The sequence below is a fragment of the Paenibacillus sp. FSL H7-0756 genome, assembly GCF_038006765.1.
In the GTDB taxonomy this organism is placed as follows: domain Bacteria; phylum Bacillota; class Bacilli; order Paenibacillales; family Paenibacillaceae; genus Paenibacillus_AQ.
The window spans coordinates 1,388,611-1,402,940 of sequence record NZ_JBBOVT010000003.1; the positions used below are offsets into that span (position 1 = coordinate 1,388,611).

The following is a 14,330-nucleotide window of genomic DNA, read 5'->3' on the forward strand; positions in this document are numbered from 1 at the left end:
GCTGGTTGGACTCGGCTTCAGTGAATAGTGAAGAACACAAAAAGAGCGCCGCACATCAGTGCGGTGCTCCTTTTTGTGGTATACGTCCGGCAGATTGTTAGCGGAGGGCGGGTTACAGCCCCTTAGTCTTGTCGTCGTTGTAGGAAGAAGTAAGAATACCGGCCAGAAACAGTACGAATACCAGGGTCACGATCCAAAAAGTCAGGGAGAACGACATACAGGCACCTCCATTATTGACGATCTTCGTTACCCTGAGTATACCCTTTTAATTTGTAAAAATAAATAAAAATGTGATATTTAGCATTGACGGTTATACTTAGGGTTACTTGAAGAACAGGAAGTTGGTCGGGACGCGGCGCAGATTGCCGTCGGAAGGCTTGTTAATGACCTTGCCGCGGAAAATCATGGACGATGAGCCGCCGCCGTCCAGGTTATAAGCATCGATGACGCCGAGATTGTACAGCTTATCCTGCAGCTCAGCCAGTGTAGCTCCTGAGTTGCCGTTCTCGTTATATCCGTCAGCGACCAGAATCAGCAGCTGATTGTCCTTATAGTTGCCGATGACAGTGCGCGGTGCCCGCTTCGGGGTCAGCTGCCACTTCAGCGGAATGGCGGTCTTGCTCTGATTCTTCAGCAGCACGGGGACAAAGGTTGCCCCGAATACCGGCTCCAGCTGATCAAGCTGGTCACGGCTGGTGAACTTGCCGCCGATCAGCTGGCCGGATTTGTTCAGACCGACGAAGCTGAGATCCTTGTAGCTGGGCTCGAAGCCGTACAGATATTGTCCGCCGACGATGGTGGTCGAGAGCGGATAACGCTTGCCGTCCTGATCAGCGAACCCGCCGGCATTAATACCGGCCGAGGCGCCGTAGCGGTTCACGGCCTGCATGGTGGTCTCCGAAGCTCCCGTGCCGTCACCGGCGAGGCTCATCTTCATGGCTGAGGAATCCTTGAGCTTAATCTTCATTGCGTATGCTGTATAGTTGCCGGGGTTCAGCCGGTATAATTCGATGGTAATCCGGTCGCTGCTGATCACATCGGCGGGAATGCCGAGCCGGGAACTAATCCGGCTGTTATAGATCCGCTCGGGACGGGAGGTCTGGGCTGCTGCTGTGCTGACCAATGCGTTCATGGCATTCGTAGTCTGCTTGTAGAGCTGTGCACTGGTGCCGATAGAGTCTATGGTGTACGCGGCATAGCTCTTAGCCACAGCCAGGTCCTGCTTCAATTGGGCGGTTTCATTCACGGGTCCGGGGTCAGCTGCGAAGGGGGCAGTATTCAGCTTAAGCTCAAGCGGGGGCTGGTACAGCCACAGACAGAGCAGCAGTCCGAACAATGGAGCGGTCAGGAGCATGAAGAACCGGTTCACTCTTTTGACAGGAGTCATCATTTCAGCAAATCCATCTCTTTCTTGAGCGTGTCAAGCTGTTTCTTGACCTCGCTTAATTGCGTGTACAGCTTGTTGCTGTTGTCCGTCTTGTTGCTAGCATTATCCTTGGTGAAGGTCAGCAGCTCGTTGAATGTCTGCACGGTGCTCTGAAGCTCCTTCACTTGTTCTGACAGAACGGCAATCTTCGACTCGTAGTCGGTCTTCAAAACGGTAAGCTGCTGCTGGCTTTGAGATCCAAGCTGGCTCAGCACCTGATCCTTCAGATGATTGGTGTAGCTGTACACGGCATATGCGCCGGCTGCGATCATCAGAATCCAGAACAGTAGAAACCATTTTACGGACGAGCCGCTTCTCTCTGCACTCCGGCGAGAGTGTACCCGGGTCGATTCCGCTAGCGGTTGCATTTCATCACCTCAAGCCATATTTTTTCAAGATAAAGAATTTACATGTTTCGGGGTCCCCGCAAAGTATCTGAATAAACATCGAAGCCAAAGCCTCACTTTGTGGGGGGATTTTTCAAGTCCTCATTCTATCAGACTTTCAGGTTTTTCGCAAAAGTGAAAGAGCCGCGCAGAAACGACAAAAAGTAATTGCATCCTGTTAAACTACTGCGATACAATTTCTATAGATTGGAATATCTGATGGACGTATTCAAGGTAAAAGAAGGAAGAATAGACTTAGACAGCATAGATCCTTGCTTGCGTGTTGACAGGAAACGCTTACAGCGCTTTCCATTCTGGAAAATTATATAGATAGCAGGAGGTCTGGGCATTAATGACGAAGGTCTGGCAGGTGGTCATCGTGGGATGTCATCCCACAAGTATGCTGGGAACAAAATTGATACTGGAAGATGAGGAGGGACTGACGGTATATGGCATGTACGCTACCTGGGAGGAATGTCTCGCAGGCATGGAGGAATCCCGGCCTGATCTGGTGCTGAGTGATTATCAGATGCAAGGTGGAACCATAGAGCAGGTGCTGCCGGATATGAAAAAAAGCTCACCGTGCTCTCACATTATTATCATGACAGAGGAGAACGATAAGGAAATATTCCTGCCCCTGATTGAACTCGGAGCGAGCGGGGTATTGTCGAAGGGAGCCACTCCGGGTCAGCTTCTGCAGATGATCCGCGGTATCCGCGAAGGGTTCCTCTCCATTCCGCTGGAATGGATCGAAAAGGGCTTCCGTCCGGTAGCCTCCTCCAGAGGGCTGGAAGGTGTTTTGCAGCTAACGCAGACTGAGATGTTCATCATGGAACGCATTGTGCAAGGAATTACATACGACAAAATCGCACTTGAAATTGAAGTCAGCCGCCGTTCAATCGATAACTACCTGCGCAAGATTTATGTGAAGCTGGAAGTATCGACAAGAGCGCAGGCGATTGAGAAGTTCGCGCTTTTCTCAAGACAGAACAAGCAAATCTACGCATAATCCCTGTATTACGACATAATGGCGTCAGGACTGGAATATTCTTAAACCAGATAAAGGGGGGAAGCGTATGAAGTATGAGTTTTCTTCGCGCGCACATACATTGTTATCTTCACCGCTGCTGAGTATCCGTAAGGAGACGCGCCGGGGTACGCTGATCTCGCTGGCGGAGGAGCTCCCGGCAGAAGAATTATTTCCGCTGTCACTGCTGTCTGAGGCGGCATCTACCGTGATCTCCACAGATGCAAGTGCGCTGCAATACGGGGAGCCTGAGGGGTATGGCCCGCTCCGCGAATGGCTGACCGGAGATTGGCTCCGCAGTAAAGGAGTGGCGGTAGCCGAAGGAGGAGTGCTGCTGACAACGGGCAGTCAGCAGGCCATCGATCTGCTGTCCAGGGTGTATATCGATCCCGGGGATCATGTGCTGGTTGAGAATCCGACATCTCCCGGTATTCTGCAGGCGCTGCGGATGCAGGGAGCCGTCATTATTCCGGTCCAGGGGGATGGGGACGGCCTGCTGCCGGATCATCTGCGCCGAACGATCCGCAGCTATAGGCCCAAGATGCTGTTCGCTGCGCCAAGCTTCACCAATCCCAGCGGAGTGCTCTGGAGCCTTGCCCGGCGGCAAGAGATTCTGGAGCTGTGCATCTCACATAATGTGCTGATCGTGGAAGATGATTCCTATGGCGATCTGCATTTCCAGCGGAGTGAAGGCCATCCCTCCAAGAGATACCCAACGCTATACGCACTGGAGAATGTCAGCGAAGGCGGGCATGTGCTGTACATTGGCTCCTTCAGCAAGACGGTCGCACCGGCGCTGCGGACGGGCTGGGCGGCGGGAAGCCGCGAGCTGATCGGCATGATGGCTGCCGCCAAGCAGATGGCAGACTGGCAGTCCAGCTCGCTGAACCAGCGGCTGCTGCATCATCTGCTCAGTGTGTCGGCCTTTGATCTGCGGGAGCATATCGCTCTGCTGAACCGCGAATACAATACCCGCCTGAAGCTGATGGCGGAGCTGCTGAAGCGTCCGGCCTGGAAGAACAGTGTGTATGATATGCCGGCCGGCGGCATGTTCCTCTGGGTATCGCTGCCCGAAGGACTGGACGCTATGGCTCTGCTGCGTGCTTCGCTATCCAAGGGGGTAGCCTTCCTTCCAGGCCCGCTCTGCAGTGTAAGCGGAGGCTCAGACCGAATCCGGCTCAACTTCAGCCATCCCGGCCGTGATGAGCTGCTGCTCGGGATGAACCTGATGAGTGAAGCGGTGACTGAGTTCACGGCCCGCAGCTAGAAAACCATCAAGAGCATGATTGATAGGACTTCTTGTAAGAAGAGTGACCGCTTGGCCTTGACGGCAGGCGGTTTTTTGGGTTTCGGGGCCCCGCTATGTGGGGTTATTTGACCGTGCAGGGATCTAGGAAGAACATGCGTCTAATCAATTGTGAAAAGAAACACAATAGAGACCAATGCCTATCAAAGGGGATGCATGTGGAATGCAAGCGATGGAGAATGTACTGGAGTGCAGGAATGTAACGAAACGCTATGGGAAGAAGACCGCGCTAGACCAACTCAGTCTGACGATTCCCACAGGTAGAATCGTAGGGCTGCTCGGGCCTAACGGGGCGGGAAAGACGACGCTGATGAAGCTGATAGTCTCTCTGCTGCGGGATTATAAAGGCAGCCTTACGGTCAGCGGCATACGCCCCGGCCTGGAAACCAAAAAAATGGTGTCTTATCTGCCGGACCGTGAATTCCTGTATCCATGGATGTCGATTGAAGAGAGCATTGCTTTTTTTGACCACTCGTTTGCCGATTTTCAGCGGGAGAAGGCGTATAGCATGATTGCAGAGCTGGGACTGAATTTGCAGGATAAAGTGAAGTCTCTGTCCAAAGGGATGCAGGAGCGGGTGAGTATCTCGCTGGTGTTCGCGCGCAAGGCCCGGCTGTTCGTCCTGGACGAGCCGCTGGCGGCGGTGGACCCTTCCACACGGGATAAGATTATAAGGATTATTCTGGATAACTTCGACCCGGACAGCTCGATTCTGATCAGTACGCATCTGATTCACGATGTCGAGAGCCTGTTCACGGATGTGGTGTTCGTTAATGACGGCAAGGTGCTGCTGCAGGGGAGCGTGGAGGAGCTGCGGCGGGAACATGGTGTGCCGATTGAGGAGTTATTCAAACGTCTGATTTAATCTGTTAAAGACAAGAAAAGGGGAGAACATCATGGTTCAATGGCATCAATTCAAGCTGGAATGCCGGAAGCATTTCGCTGTATTTGCTATCTTCACCGCCTTGAGCGGTCTGGCTAATTTGTATTTTCTGTTTGACCGGGGACAGGATATGGCCTTCGTTTTTCTGCTGGTAAATATGGTGATAGGCATTCTGCTGCCGGTCTATATCTACATGGACTATTACAAGGAGTTCTTCACGGGTGCGATGCCGGTTAACCATCTGCTGCCGCTGCGAACCTCTGCGCTCTTCGGTGTGAAGTCTGCTGTCTTCATGCTGGGTCTTACCGCAGTCTGGTCTACCACTTTGCTGGATGTCTTCTTGAATCCCGAAGGACTGTATCAGCTGCGGATGGCACGCTCCACAAGTCCCGCGCTGGGCGTCACCTACTTCATACTCTCCAAGCTGTGCAGCCTTCCGGCGGGCCTGGCGCTGATTGGTCTGGCCCTGGCAGCTGCCAAAAGATTCCGTAAGCCTGCGCTGAGCCACCTCTGCATTGCTGCCCTCATTGTCCTTATTACCGGCATCCAGTTCGCTCTGGTGATCCGGGGGAGCCAGCATTTCAGTATCGGTTCCTCAGCCGTGGACAGCTTCAAGCAATATGCGAATCTGCTCACGGTTAGCCCGGCGGGGCGGGAGCAGCCGTCCAACATTAACGAGACCATTAACTGGCTGTCGGTCGGCATGAACCTGCTGGTAGCGCTGCTGGCCGGAGCTGCAGGCAGTGCGCTCTTGAACGGGCGCAAATATGAGCTTCACGGAAAATGAGCGGATTTTCATTTGAATTTTACCGGATGCTATGTTAGGCTGGAGTCAATTAAATCTTCCATAAACACATCGTTTACTGGATTGTTACTGGCCGTGCCAGGCAAAACCTAAACTGATGGTGACTGATTTGAACCCGTTCGCCGGGCTCGATGATCTTGCCAGAGGTTTAGGTTTTTCTGTTATATAGGCCATGCAGGAACATCATAATGAAAAGGGGTATGGACTATGGCTACAGTACTTAACGGATTTCCTGAGCATTTCTTATGGGGCGGCGCAACCGCTGCCAATCAGCTGGAGGGTGCTTTTGATCAGGGAGGAAAAGGGCTGTCTACGGCAGATATGATTGCTTTCGTGCCTAAGGATAAGCGCAAAGGGGATCATTCGATGGAGATCTCTTCGGAGCGGATCGCCCGGATTCTTGCCGGAGAGACGGATGACTGGTTCCCGAAACGCGAAGGCGTTGACTTCTATCACCGTTACAAGGAGGACATTGCTCTATTCGCCGAAATGGGCTTCAAGGTGTTCCGGCTGTCCATTAACTGGGCGCGGATCTTCCCGAACGGCGATGACGCTGAGCCTAACGAGCAGGGTCTGCAATTCTACGACGATGTATTCGATGAACTGCTGAAATACGGCATTGAGCCGCTGGTGACCCTCTCGCACTATGAGACACCGCTCGGTCTTACCCAGAAATATAACGGCTGGGCCAGCCGTGAAGTGATCGGATTCTATGTGAAGTATGCGGAGACTGTATTTACCCGTTACCGGAATAAAGTGAAGTACTGGCTGACCTTCAACGAGATCAATGTCATGCTGTTCAGCCCGTATACCGGCGGCGGAATTCTTACAGACCGCGTGGAGAACAAGCTGCAAGCGGTCTTTCAAGGTCTGCACCATCAGTTTGTTGCAAGCGCCTTGGTTACCAGACTGGGACATGAGATTATTCCGGGCTCACAGATCGGCTGTATGCTGGCCCGTATGGAGAGCTACGCGCATACCTGCAATCCGGCGGATTTGCGTAAGAGACAGCAGGAAGACCAGCTGAATCTGTTCTTCACGGATGTGCATGCGCGAGGCAAGTACCCGCGTTATATGAACCGTTATTTTGCCGAGAATCAGATTGAGATTGTCCGTGAGCCGGGGGATGATGAGCTGCTTGCTGCGAATACAGTAGATTTCATCTCGTTCAGTTATTATATGACGCTCACCGTGTCTGCAGGTCCAGAGGGTGAGGCCACGGAAGGGAATCTGCTGGGCGGTATCAAGAACCCGTATCTGAAGGCCTCCGACTGGGGCTGGCAGATTGACCCTGTAGGGCTGCGCATTACCCTGAACAACCTGTACGACCGTTACCAGAAACCGTTGTTCATTGTGGAGAACGGGCTGGGCGCCTATGACAAGGTGGAGGAAGACGGATCGATCCATGACCACTACCGGATTGATTATTTGCGGGAACACATCAAGGAGATGAAGGAAGCGGTAAAGGATGGCGTGGAGCTGCTGGGCTATACGGCCTGGGGCCCGATTGACCTGGTGAGCATGTCGACTTCGGAGATGTCCAAGCGCTACGGCTTCATCTATGTAGACCTGGATGACACGGGAAGCGGCACGCTGAACCGCAGCAAGAAGGATTCGTTTGAGTGGTACAAGCAGGTCATTTCCTCGAACGGTGAAATATTGTAGTTGAAATGGGGCAAGCTTAAGAAGCACAGGCCTTAATAAACCGTTTTCATAAAAGTGTTGTCTTATTTACAATGATATGCTAAGATGCTGCTACAGGTAGAATAACTGGATTGTTACTGTTCATTCAGGCAAAACCAGAAACGGGCACTCTTTTGATGCCGTTTTGGTTTTGCCTTTTTTCACACAATAATGTTGTATCCCCGCGTGGTGGGGGGATTTTATTACTCTGACGGTGTAAGGTGATGGAATGAAAATTGCTAAGGTGCTCAACAACAATGTGGTCACCGTCCTCGATGCCAGCGGGAAGGAACGGGTCGTAATGGGCCGCGGAATCGCCTTCAAGAAGCAGCCCGGGGATGACGTTGAGGATGCCCAGGTAGAGAAAGTGTTCGCCCTGGAGAATAAAGAAGGTTCACAGAAGCTGATGTCGCTTCTCTCGGAGATCCCGCTGGAATATGTGGAATGCACCGATGAAGTGATCCGTTATGCCGAGACGGTGCTCGGGGAGAAGCTGCATGACAGCATCTATATCTCACTGACGGACCATATCCATTTCGCCATCGACCGTCACCGTCAGGGGCTTCAAATCAAGAATGCGCTGCTGTGGGAAATCAAGCGGATGTACCGCAAGGAATTCTCCATTGGACTCAAGGCGCTGCAAATTATCGAGGAACGGCTGGGTGTTCTCCTGCCGGAGGACGAGTGCGCTTTCATCGCGATGCATCTGGTGAATGCGCAGATGAACGGTGAGATGCGGGAGACGGTAAGCATCACGAATATCGTGAAGGACATCTTGAATATTGTCCGGCGTAGCTTCCTCATCGAGCTGGATGAAGAATCACTGGGGTATTACCGCTTCCTCACCCATCTGAAGTTCTTCGCACAGCGGGTGGTTCAGGGCACTCCGATGGAAGAGCGGGACCAGGATCATGCACTGCATGATTTGGTCATGAAGCAGTACCCTGCTGCTCATGCGGTTGCGGTGAAGATAGCGGACTATACCCGCAAGATATACAAAAGGGTCTTGTCCAAGGAAGAAATATTGTATCTGACCATTCATATTGAACGGATTATCCGTAGTGGGGATATAACAGAATAATGTGGTGCAGGATTGCTACTCGGTACAGAGGCAAAACCTAAACCCGGACAGTGCTGGAGGCAGAAGACTGCCTTTCCCCGCTGATCGGCGTTTAGGTTTTTTTTGCGGAAAACATACTATAGCTAAGGAGCAACATCTTATGAATACAAAAGAGCTGTCCAAAGAAATATTGAAGCTTGTCGGCGGAGAAGAGAATATCGATCAGGTTACCCATTGTATGACCCGTCTGCGCTTCAACCTGAATGACAACAACCGTGCGGACAAAGCGGCCCTGCAGAAGACGGACGGGGTTATGGGCGTGATGATTAACGGCGGGCAATTCCAGGTCATTATCGGCAATGATGTGCCGGTGGTCTACAATGACCTGATTGGCAATATGTCCGTTTCTCCTGAGAAGAAGGCTTCCAGTGACAATGTGGAGAAAAAGAAGCAGAATCCGCTGAGCAAGCTGTTCGACTTCATCTCGGGAATCTTCACACCGATCCTGCCGGCCATTACCGGTGCGGGGATGATCAAGGGGATTGTCGCCCTGCTGGTAGCGGTGGGCTGGATGGGGACGGAGAACTCCACGTATATCATACTCTCGGCGATCGGGGACGGCGCCTTCTACTTCCTGCCGATTGTTCTGGCCATCAGCGCTGCCCGTAAGCTGGGAAGCAATATGTACATCGCTGCTGCGATCGGGGCGGCCATTCTGCATCCGACCGTCACCACGCTGCTGGGGTCTGGGGAGCCTGTTACCTTCGCTTCACTGCCGGTGGTAGCTGCAACCTACGCTTCGTCTGTCATTCCGATTGTGATTGCAGTATGGCTGGCCTCCTATGTGGAAAAAGCCGTTGATAAAGTAACCCATGCTTCGCTGAAGCTGATTATCGTTCCGACGGTTACCCTGCTGGTCATTGTGCCGCTTACCCTGATTGCCGTAGGCCCGCTGGGTGTTATTATCGGGGATGGCCTGACAGGAGGCATCAGCTGGCTGTTCGAGAATACGGGACTGTTCGCAGGCCTGCTGCTGGGCGGAACCATGTCTCTGCTGATCATCACGGGGATGCATTATGCCCTGATTCCAATTATGATCGCATCCATTGCACAGCTTGGCTATGACTATATGATTCCGATTATGATGGTAGCAAACTTCGCCCAGGCGGGCAGTGCGCTTGGTGTCTCTCTAAGAACGAAGAACAGCAAGCTGAAGTCCCTCTCCCTGTCTACAAGTATTACGGCCTTCATGGGAATTACAGAACCGGCCATGTACGGTGTGAATATGCGGCTTAAGAAACCGTTCATCGCTGCCCTGATCGGCGGAGCCGCGGGGGGTGCGTTCCTCAGCTTGTTCAAGGTAAAAGCGTATGTCATCGGCGGACTCGCCGGACTCTCCGGTATTCCGATGGTTCTCGGTGCGACCTTTGTCTATTCGGTCATCGGCTTCGCCATCGGGGCGGTAGTTGCTGCGGTTGTCACTTATATTCTCGGCTTCGAGGATGAGCCGGAAGCTGCTGCTGCGCCTGCGGTGACTCCTGCTGAGTCTGTAAACGCATCTGCCGCTGCCGCTACTATAATCGGCACTGCTGTTGAGTCTACGATGGTGAATCAAGAGGTATTCAGTCCGATTACCGGAGCGGTGAAGCCGCTGAGCGAAGTGAGTGACCCGGCCTTCTCGGAAGAGATTATGGGTAAGGGATATGCGATTCAGCCGTCCGAAGGCCGCGTAGTCTCGCCGGTTCAGGGAACGGTGTTCTCGCTCTCGAAGAGCGGACATGCGATTGGTCTGGTCAGCGATAGCGGAGCAGAGATGCTGATCCATATCGGCATCGACACGGTGAAGCTGAAGGGCCTGCATTTCTCGCCCAAGGTAACCGCCGGAACCCGGGTGGCTGTCGGCGATCTGCTGATGGAATTCGATCTGGTGGAGATTGAGAAGGCTGGCTACAGCACAATCACGCCGGTTATTATTACGAACATCCAGCAGTATCAATCCATCCAGCCTGCTGGCGCCAGCTCTGTTAAGGAGAAGGAACTGCTGTATACGGTGCTTGCTTAGGCCGAGCTAGGGGCCGGGCGCGAATAGCGAATGGCTGGAGCTTGGAGTGAATGAGTGAAGAGCTGGAGGTTTGGAGTGAATGAGTGAAGAGCTGGAGGTTTGGAGTGAATGAGTGAAGAGCTGGAGGTTTGGAGTGAATGAGTGAAGAGCTGGAGGCTTGGAGTGAATAAGCCAAGAGCTGGAGTATAAGTAAGTAGGATGTTCTAGAGTATAGGACAGGTAAGTGGATCGAGAAGGTACAAAGGAGTTGTCGCTCGCAGCAGGTCTGCGTGGGGACAACTCTTTTTGTTTGGCCGAATGTGTGCGGAAAACCGAATAGAATATGCTGGGGCGAGGCTGAGTGGGCCGGATGTATGCTAAAAAGCGAACACAATGCGCTGGGCGAAGGCAAGCGGGCCTAATGTGTGTGAAAAACTGAGTACAATCTGTTGGCGCCTGTCCAGGTAACCTTGTTCTGTGGAGATAGGTGGAAAACGAGCATCTAATTTGACTGGATTCCTGAGAATTGGGACTTTAGTTGGAAAAAGTACATTTATTCAGCTGGATTATGCTAGTTGAGCCAAAATGGTGGGAAGTAAGTGTTGTTTATCCAACTAATCTTTCGTGACGGGAAGAACTCAACAAATTAAGTGTTGATTGTCCAACCATTGGAGTGAGCTGCGGACGAACCCCGTGAGGTCCGCTACAGGCCAGGCGCGGGCGGGCCTACAACTTGCCCGCGCTGATCTCCGCGACCCTTGCATACTCGATCAGCGCCGCTTGTCCGGCGGCCGTGAGCGTGTAGCGGCCGCGCTGCACCCGGAAGAACCACGCATAGTAGTTCTTCTGCAGGATCGCAGCGGCGCCGGGCACGCCGCTGCGCTTCCGCAGCGCGGCGGGCGTGACGCCGCGCGCGCCCTCCGCCCGGCTGCGCGCAGCCGCCGGGCCCAGGCCCGCAGCGGCATCATCCGCCGCTGCGGCCTCACCCGCGGCCGCCGTCTCCCCGGCGGCCAGGGCCGTGCCCGGCGCGCCGCTTAGCGCCGCACGCCCTCCGCCGAGGCCGGCCGCTCCGGCGGCTTCGGCCTCCAGGGCTTGCAGCGCTAGTGCTACGCGCAGCGCCTTCTCGCGGTAGGCCGTCACGAGCTTGACGCGCGTGCTGCCGCCGGTGTTGTAGTCTCCGCTGCGTTCGCGGAACTCGTAGAGCAGCCGCTCACGGCGGCGGACCGCACTGCGCGCCTGCGGCGGCGCCTCGCCCGGCTCCGCGAGCACCTCGACGAGCGGGGCCTTCGTCTTGTAGAAGACGACGGTGATCAGCCCGAGGCCGAGCCGGCGGCACAGCCCGGTGAGCTCGCCCCAGCGCTGGTTGACCGCGCCCTTCTTCTCCCTGACACGTTCTACCGCGAGGTAGACGTTAGGGCTAAGCCGCAATCGTTCAATCCCCTGCAGCAGCAGGGCGAGATTGAACGATTTTTTCATCTCCACAATGAGCGGCTGGGCCTCGTCCTCCCTTATGCCCACCAGATCACAGGTCCGCACCTCACCCTTGATGTCATAGCCTTGCCGCTCAAAAAAAATCTTCAAAGGAGCATACAGCTCCGTCTCCTGCTTGATCGCCATTCGTATTCACTCCTGCCCTGAATTGCAGCGTAATTATTCTATAGAAATCATGATTCTCTATTATAGCACAGCAAAAAAGAGGTCAACTATTCCGGGCTCGCCGCATAGGTATGTAATACACTTTCTAAGCTTGGTGGAGCAAGTAGGAGCGCAAGAGGAGGCAGCGAGCCATGGATATTTTTGAGCGTATAGCAACGCATCGGGCTGAGAACAACCGTTTGGCGTGGAGCGGCACTTTCAAGGATTATATAGAACTGCTTAGAGTAGACCCCTCTCCCGCCAAAACAGCTCATTCCCGCGTATACGACATGATCAAGTCACACGGCGTCGAGGACATTAACGGACGTAAACGGTATAAGTTTTTTGAACAGGAAATCTTCGGACTGGACCGTGCGGTGGAGAAGCTGGTGGAGGAATATTTCCATTCCGCCGCCCGGAGGCTGGATGTGCGCAAACGGATCTTGCTGCTGATGGGACCGGTTAGTGGAGGGAAGTCTACCCTGGTCACGCTGCTGAAGCGCGGCCTGGAGCAATATTCGCGCACGGATGCCGGAGCGGTATACGCCATTGAAGGTTGCCCGATGCATGAGGACCCGCTGCATCTGATTCCGCTGGAGCTGCGTCCGGAGATTGAACGGGAGCTGGGCGTACGGATTGAAGGGAATCTGTGCCCGTCCTGCCAGATGCGGCTGAAGAATGAGTACCACGGGGATATTGAGCAAGTAACTGTTGTTCGGGTGCTGCTATCAGAAGAGGAGCGGGTGGGGATTGGCACATTCAGCCCTTCCGATCCGAAGTCGCAGGATATCGCGGATCTGACCGGCAGTATCGACTTCTCCACCATTACGGAATTCGGCTCGGAATCCGATCCGAGGGCCTACCGCTTCGACGGGGAGCTGAACAAGGCCAACCGCGGGATTATGGAATTCCAGGAAATGCTGAAATGCGACGAGAAATTCTTGTGGAATCTGCTGTCGCTGACACAGGAAGGCAATTTCAAGGCCGGGCGGTTTGCGTTAATTTCGGCGGATGAGATGATTATTGCCCACACGAATGAGACCGAATATAAATCCTTCATCTCCAATAAAAAGAACGAAGCGCTCCAGTCCCGCATGATCGTCATGCCGGTTCCCTATAATCTGCGCGTCTCTGAAGAGGAAAAGATCTACGCCAAGCTGATCGGCCAGAGCGATATGAAGCATGTGCATATTGCCCCTCACGCGCTGCGCGCGGCGGCGATCTTCTCGATCCTGACCCGGCTCAAGGAGAGTAAGAAACAGGGGATGGACCTGATAAAGAAGCTGCGCATGTATGACGGCGAAGAGGTCGAGGGCTACAAGGAAGCGGATCTGAAGGAAATGCAGACTGAATACTTAGATGAAGGCATGTCCGGCATCGACCCGCGTTATGTCATTAACCGCATCTCCAGTGCCCTGATAAAAGGCGATCTGCAATGCATGAACGCGCTGGATGTGCTGCGTGCAATCAAGGACGGCCTGGATCAGCATCCTTCGATTACGAAGGAGGAGCGCGAGCGTTACCTGAACTTTATTTCCATTGCTCGCAAGGAATACGATATTCTCGCCAAAAGCGAAGTGCAAAAGGCCTTCGTCTACTCTTTTGAAGAATCCGCCAAAACGCTATTCGAGAATTATCTCGATAATATCGAAGCCTTCTGCAACTGGTCCAAAATCCGTGACCCGCTCACCGATGAGGAGATGGAGCCGGATGAGCGGCTGATGCGCTCCATTGAAGAGCAAATCGGCATTTCGGAGAATGCGAAGAAGGCCTTCCGCGAGGAGATCCTGATCCGTATTTCATCCTACTCCCGTAAGGGCAAGAAGTTCGAATACAACAATCACGACCGGCTGCGGGAAGCCATCGAGAAGAAGCTGTTCACGGATCTCAAGGATATCGTCAAAATCACCACTTCCTCCAAGACACCGGATGAAAGCCAGCTCAAACGGATCAACGAGGTCAGCCGCCGCCTGATTGATGAGCATGGCTACTGCCCGATCTGCGCCAATGAGCTGCTGAAATATGTCGGAAGCCTGCTGAACCGCTGACATAGCTCCACATAGACTTACCACTTCAGC

11 protein-coding genes are annotated in these 14,330 nt (G+C 53.6%); 8 read left to right on the forward strand and 3 right to left on the reverse strand.

Annotation, left to right across the window (positions count from 1 at the left end):
* Positions 1-322: 322 nt before the first annotated feature.
* Positions 323-1,390 (reverse strand): phosphodiester glycosidase family protein, encoded by a 1,068-nt coding sequence (locus tag NST04_RS31955; protein ID WP_341187809.1) that lies wholly within the window; start codon positions 1,388-1,390, stop codon positions 323-325.
* Positions 1,387-1,794 (reverse strand): hypothetical protein, encoded by a 408-nt coding sequence (locus tag NST04_RS31960; RefSeq protein WP_341019923.1) that lies wholly within the window; start codon positions 1,792-1,794, stop codon positions 1,387-1,389. The genes NST04_RS31955 and NST04_RS31960 overlap by 4 nt, the downstream gene beginning before the upstream one ends.
* Positions 1,795-2,164: 370 nt before the next feature.
* Here NST04_RS31960 and NST04_RS31965 point away from each other — a divergent pair, with 370 nt between their 5' ends.
* From NST04_RS31965 to NST04_RS31995, 7 genes are all read left to right on the forward strand, one after another.
* Positions 2,165-2,821: a response regulator transcription factor gene (locus tag NST04_RS31965; RefSeq protein ID WP_341187810.1), complete on the forward strand. Its 657-nt coding sequence runs from the start codon at positions 2,165-2,167 to the stop codon at positions 2,819-2,821.
* A 67-nt stretch (positions 2,822-2,888) separates the two neighbouring features.
* The gene (locus tag NST04_RS31970) at positions 2,889-4,106 is read left to right on the forward strand and encodes an aminotransferase-like domain-containing protein (RefSeq protein WP_340942530.1); all 1,218 of its coding nucleotides are present in this window, start codon (positions 2,889-2,891) and stop codon (positions 4,104-4,106) included.
* A gap of 211 nt (positions 4,107-4,317) precedes the next feature.
* Positions 4,318-5,010, forward strand: coding sequence for an ABC transporter ATP-binding protein (locus NST04_RS31975; protein WP_341187811.1), 693 nt, complete (start codon positions 4,318-4,320; stop codon positions 5,008-5,010).
* Between the two features lie 31 nt (positions 5,011-5,041).
* A complete protein-coding gene (locus tag NST04_RS31980) occupies positions 5,042-5,815 on the forward strand; it encodes a hypothetical protein (protein ID WP_341187812.1) in 774 nt (257 codons plus the stop codon).
* A gap of 225 nt (positions 5,816-6,040) precedes the next feature.
* Positions 6,041-7,498, forward strand: coding sequence for a glycoside hydrolase family 1 protein (locus tag NST04_RS31985; RefSeq protein ID WP_341187813.1), 1,458 nt, complete (start codon positions 6,041-6,043; stop codon positions 7,496-7,498).
* A gap of 247 nt (positions 7,499-7,745) precedes the next feature.
* On the forward strand, positions 7,746-8,597 hold the full coding sequence (gene licT, locus NST04_RS31990) for a BglG family transcription antiterminator LicT (protein WP_341187814.1): 852 nt from the start codon (positions 7,746-7,748) through the stop codon (positions 8,595-8,597).
* 139 nt (positions 8,598-8,736) lie between these two features.
* Complete coding sequence (locus tag NST04_RS31995) at positions 8,737-10,638, forward strand: beta-glucoside-specific PTS transporter subunit IIABC (RefSeq protein WP_341187815.1); 1,902 nt, start codon at positions 8,737-8,739, stop codon at positions 10,636-10,638.
* A 705-nt stretch (positions 10,639-11,343) separates the two neighbouring features.
* Here the strand turns inward: NST04_RS31995 and NST04_RS32000 are convergent.
* Complete coding sequence (locus NST04_RS32000; RefSeq protein WP_341187816.1) at positions 11,344-12,234, reverse strand: DUF2161 family putative PD-(D/E)XK-type phosphodiesterase; 891 nt, start codon at positions 12,232-12,234, stop codon at positions 11,344-11,346.
* A gap of 170 nt (positions 12,235-12,404) precedes the next feature.
* On the opposite strand from NST04_RS32000, the gene NST04_RS32005 reads away from it, so the two are divergent.
* On the forward strand, positions 12,405-14,300 hold the full coding sequence (locus NST04_RS32005; protein WP_341187817.1) for a PrkA family serine protein kinase: 1,896 nt from the start codon (positions 12,405-12,407) through the stop codon (positions 14,298-14,300).
* The last annotated feature ends 30 nt before the right edge of the window (positions 14,301-14,330 follow it).

Coding starts and splice junctions, on each gene's coding strand:
- licT (WP_341187814.1), top strand. CDS start 7,746: ATGAAAATTGCTAAGGTGCTCAACAACAATGTGGTCACCGTCCTCGAT.
- NST04_RS31995 (WP_341187815.1), top strand. CDS start 8,737: ATGAATACAAAAGAGCTGTCCAAAGAAATATTGAAGCTTGTCGGCGGA.
- NST04_RS31970 (WP_340942530.1), top strand. CDS start 2,889: ATGAAGTATGAGTTTTCTTCGCGCGCACATACATTGTTATCTTCACCG.
- NST04_RS32000 (WP_341187816.1), bottom strand. CDS start 12,234: ATGGCGATCAAGCAGGAGACGGAGCTGTATGCTCCTTTGAAGATTTTT.
- NST04_RS31965 (WP_341187810.1), top strand. CDS start 2,165: ATGACGAAGGTCTGGCAGGTGGTCATCGTGGGATGTCATCCCACAAGT.
- NST04_RS31960 (WP_341019923.1), bottom strand. CDS start 1,794: ATGCAACCGCTAGCGGAATCGACCCGGGTACACTCTCGCCGGAGTGCA.
- NST04_RS31985 (WP_341187813.1), top strand. CDS start 6,041: ATGGCTACAGTACTTAACGGATTTCCTGAGCATTTCTTATGGGGCGGC.
- NST04_RS31955 (WP_341187809.1), bottom strand. CDS start 1,390: ATGATGACTCCTGTCAAAAGAGTGAACCGGTTCTTCATGCTCCTGACC.
- NST04_RS31980 (WP_341187812.1), top strand. CDS start 5,042: ATGGTTCAATGGCATCAATTCAAGCTGGAATGCCGGAAGCATTTCGCT.
- NST04_RS32005 (WP_341187817.1), top strand. CDS start 12,405: ATGGATATTTTTGAGCGTATAGCAACGCATCGGGCTGAGAACAACCGT.
- NST04_RS31975 (WP_341187811.1), top strand. CDS start 4,318: ATGGAGAATGTACTGGAGTGCAGGAATGTAACGAAACGCTATGGGAAG.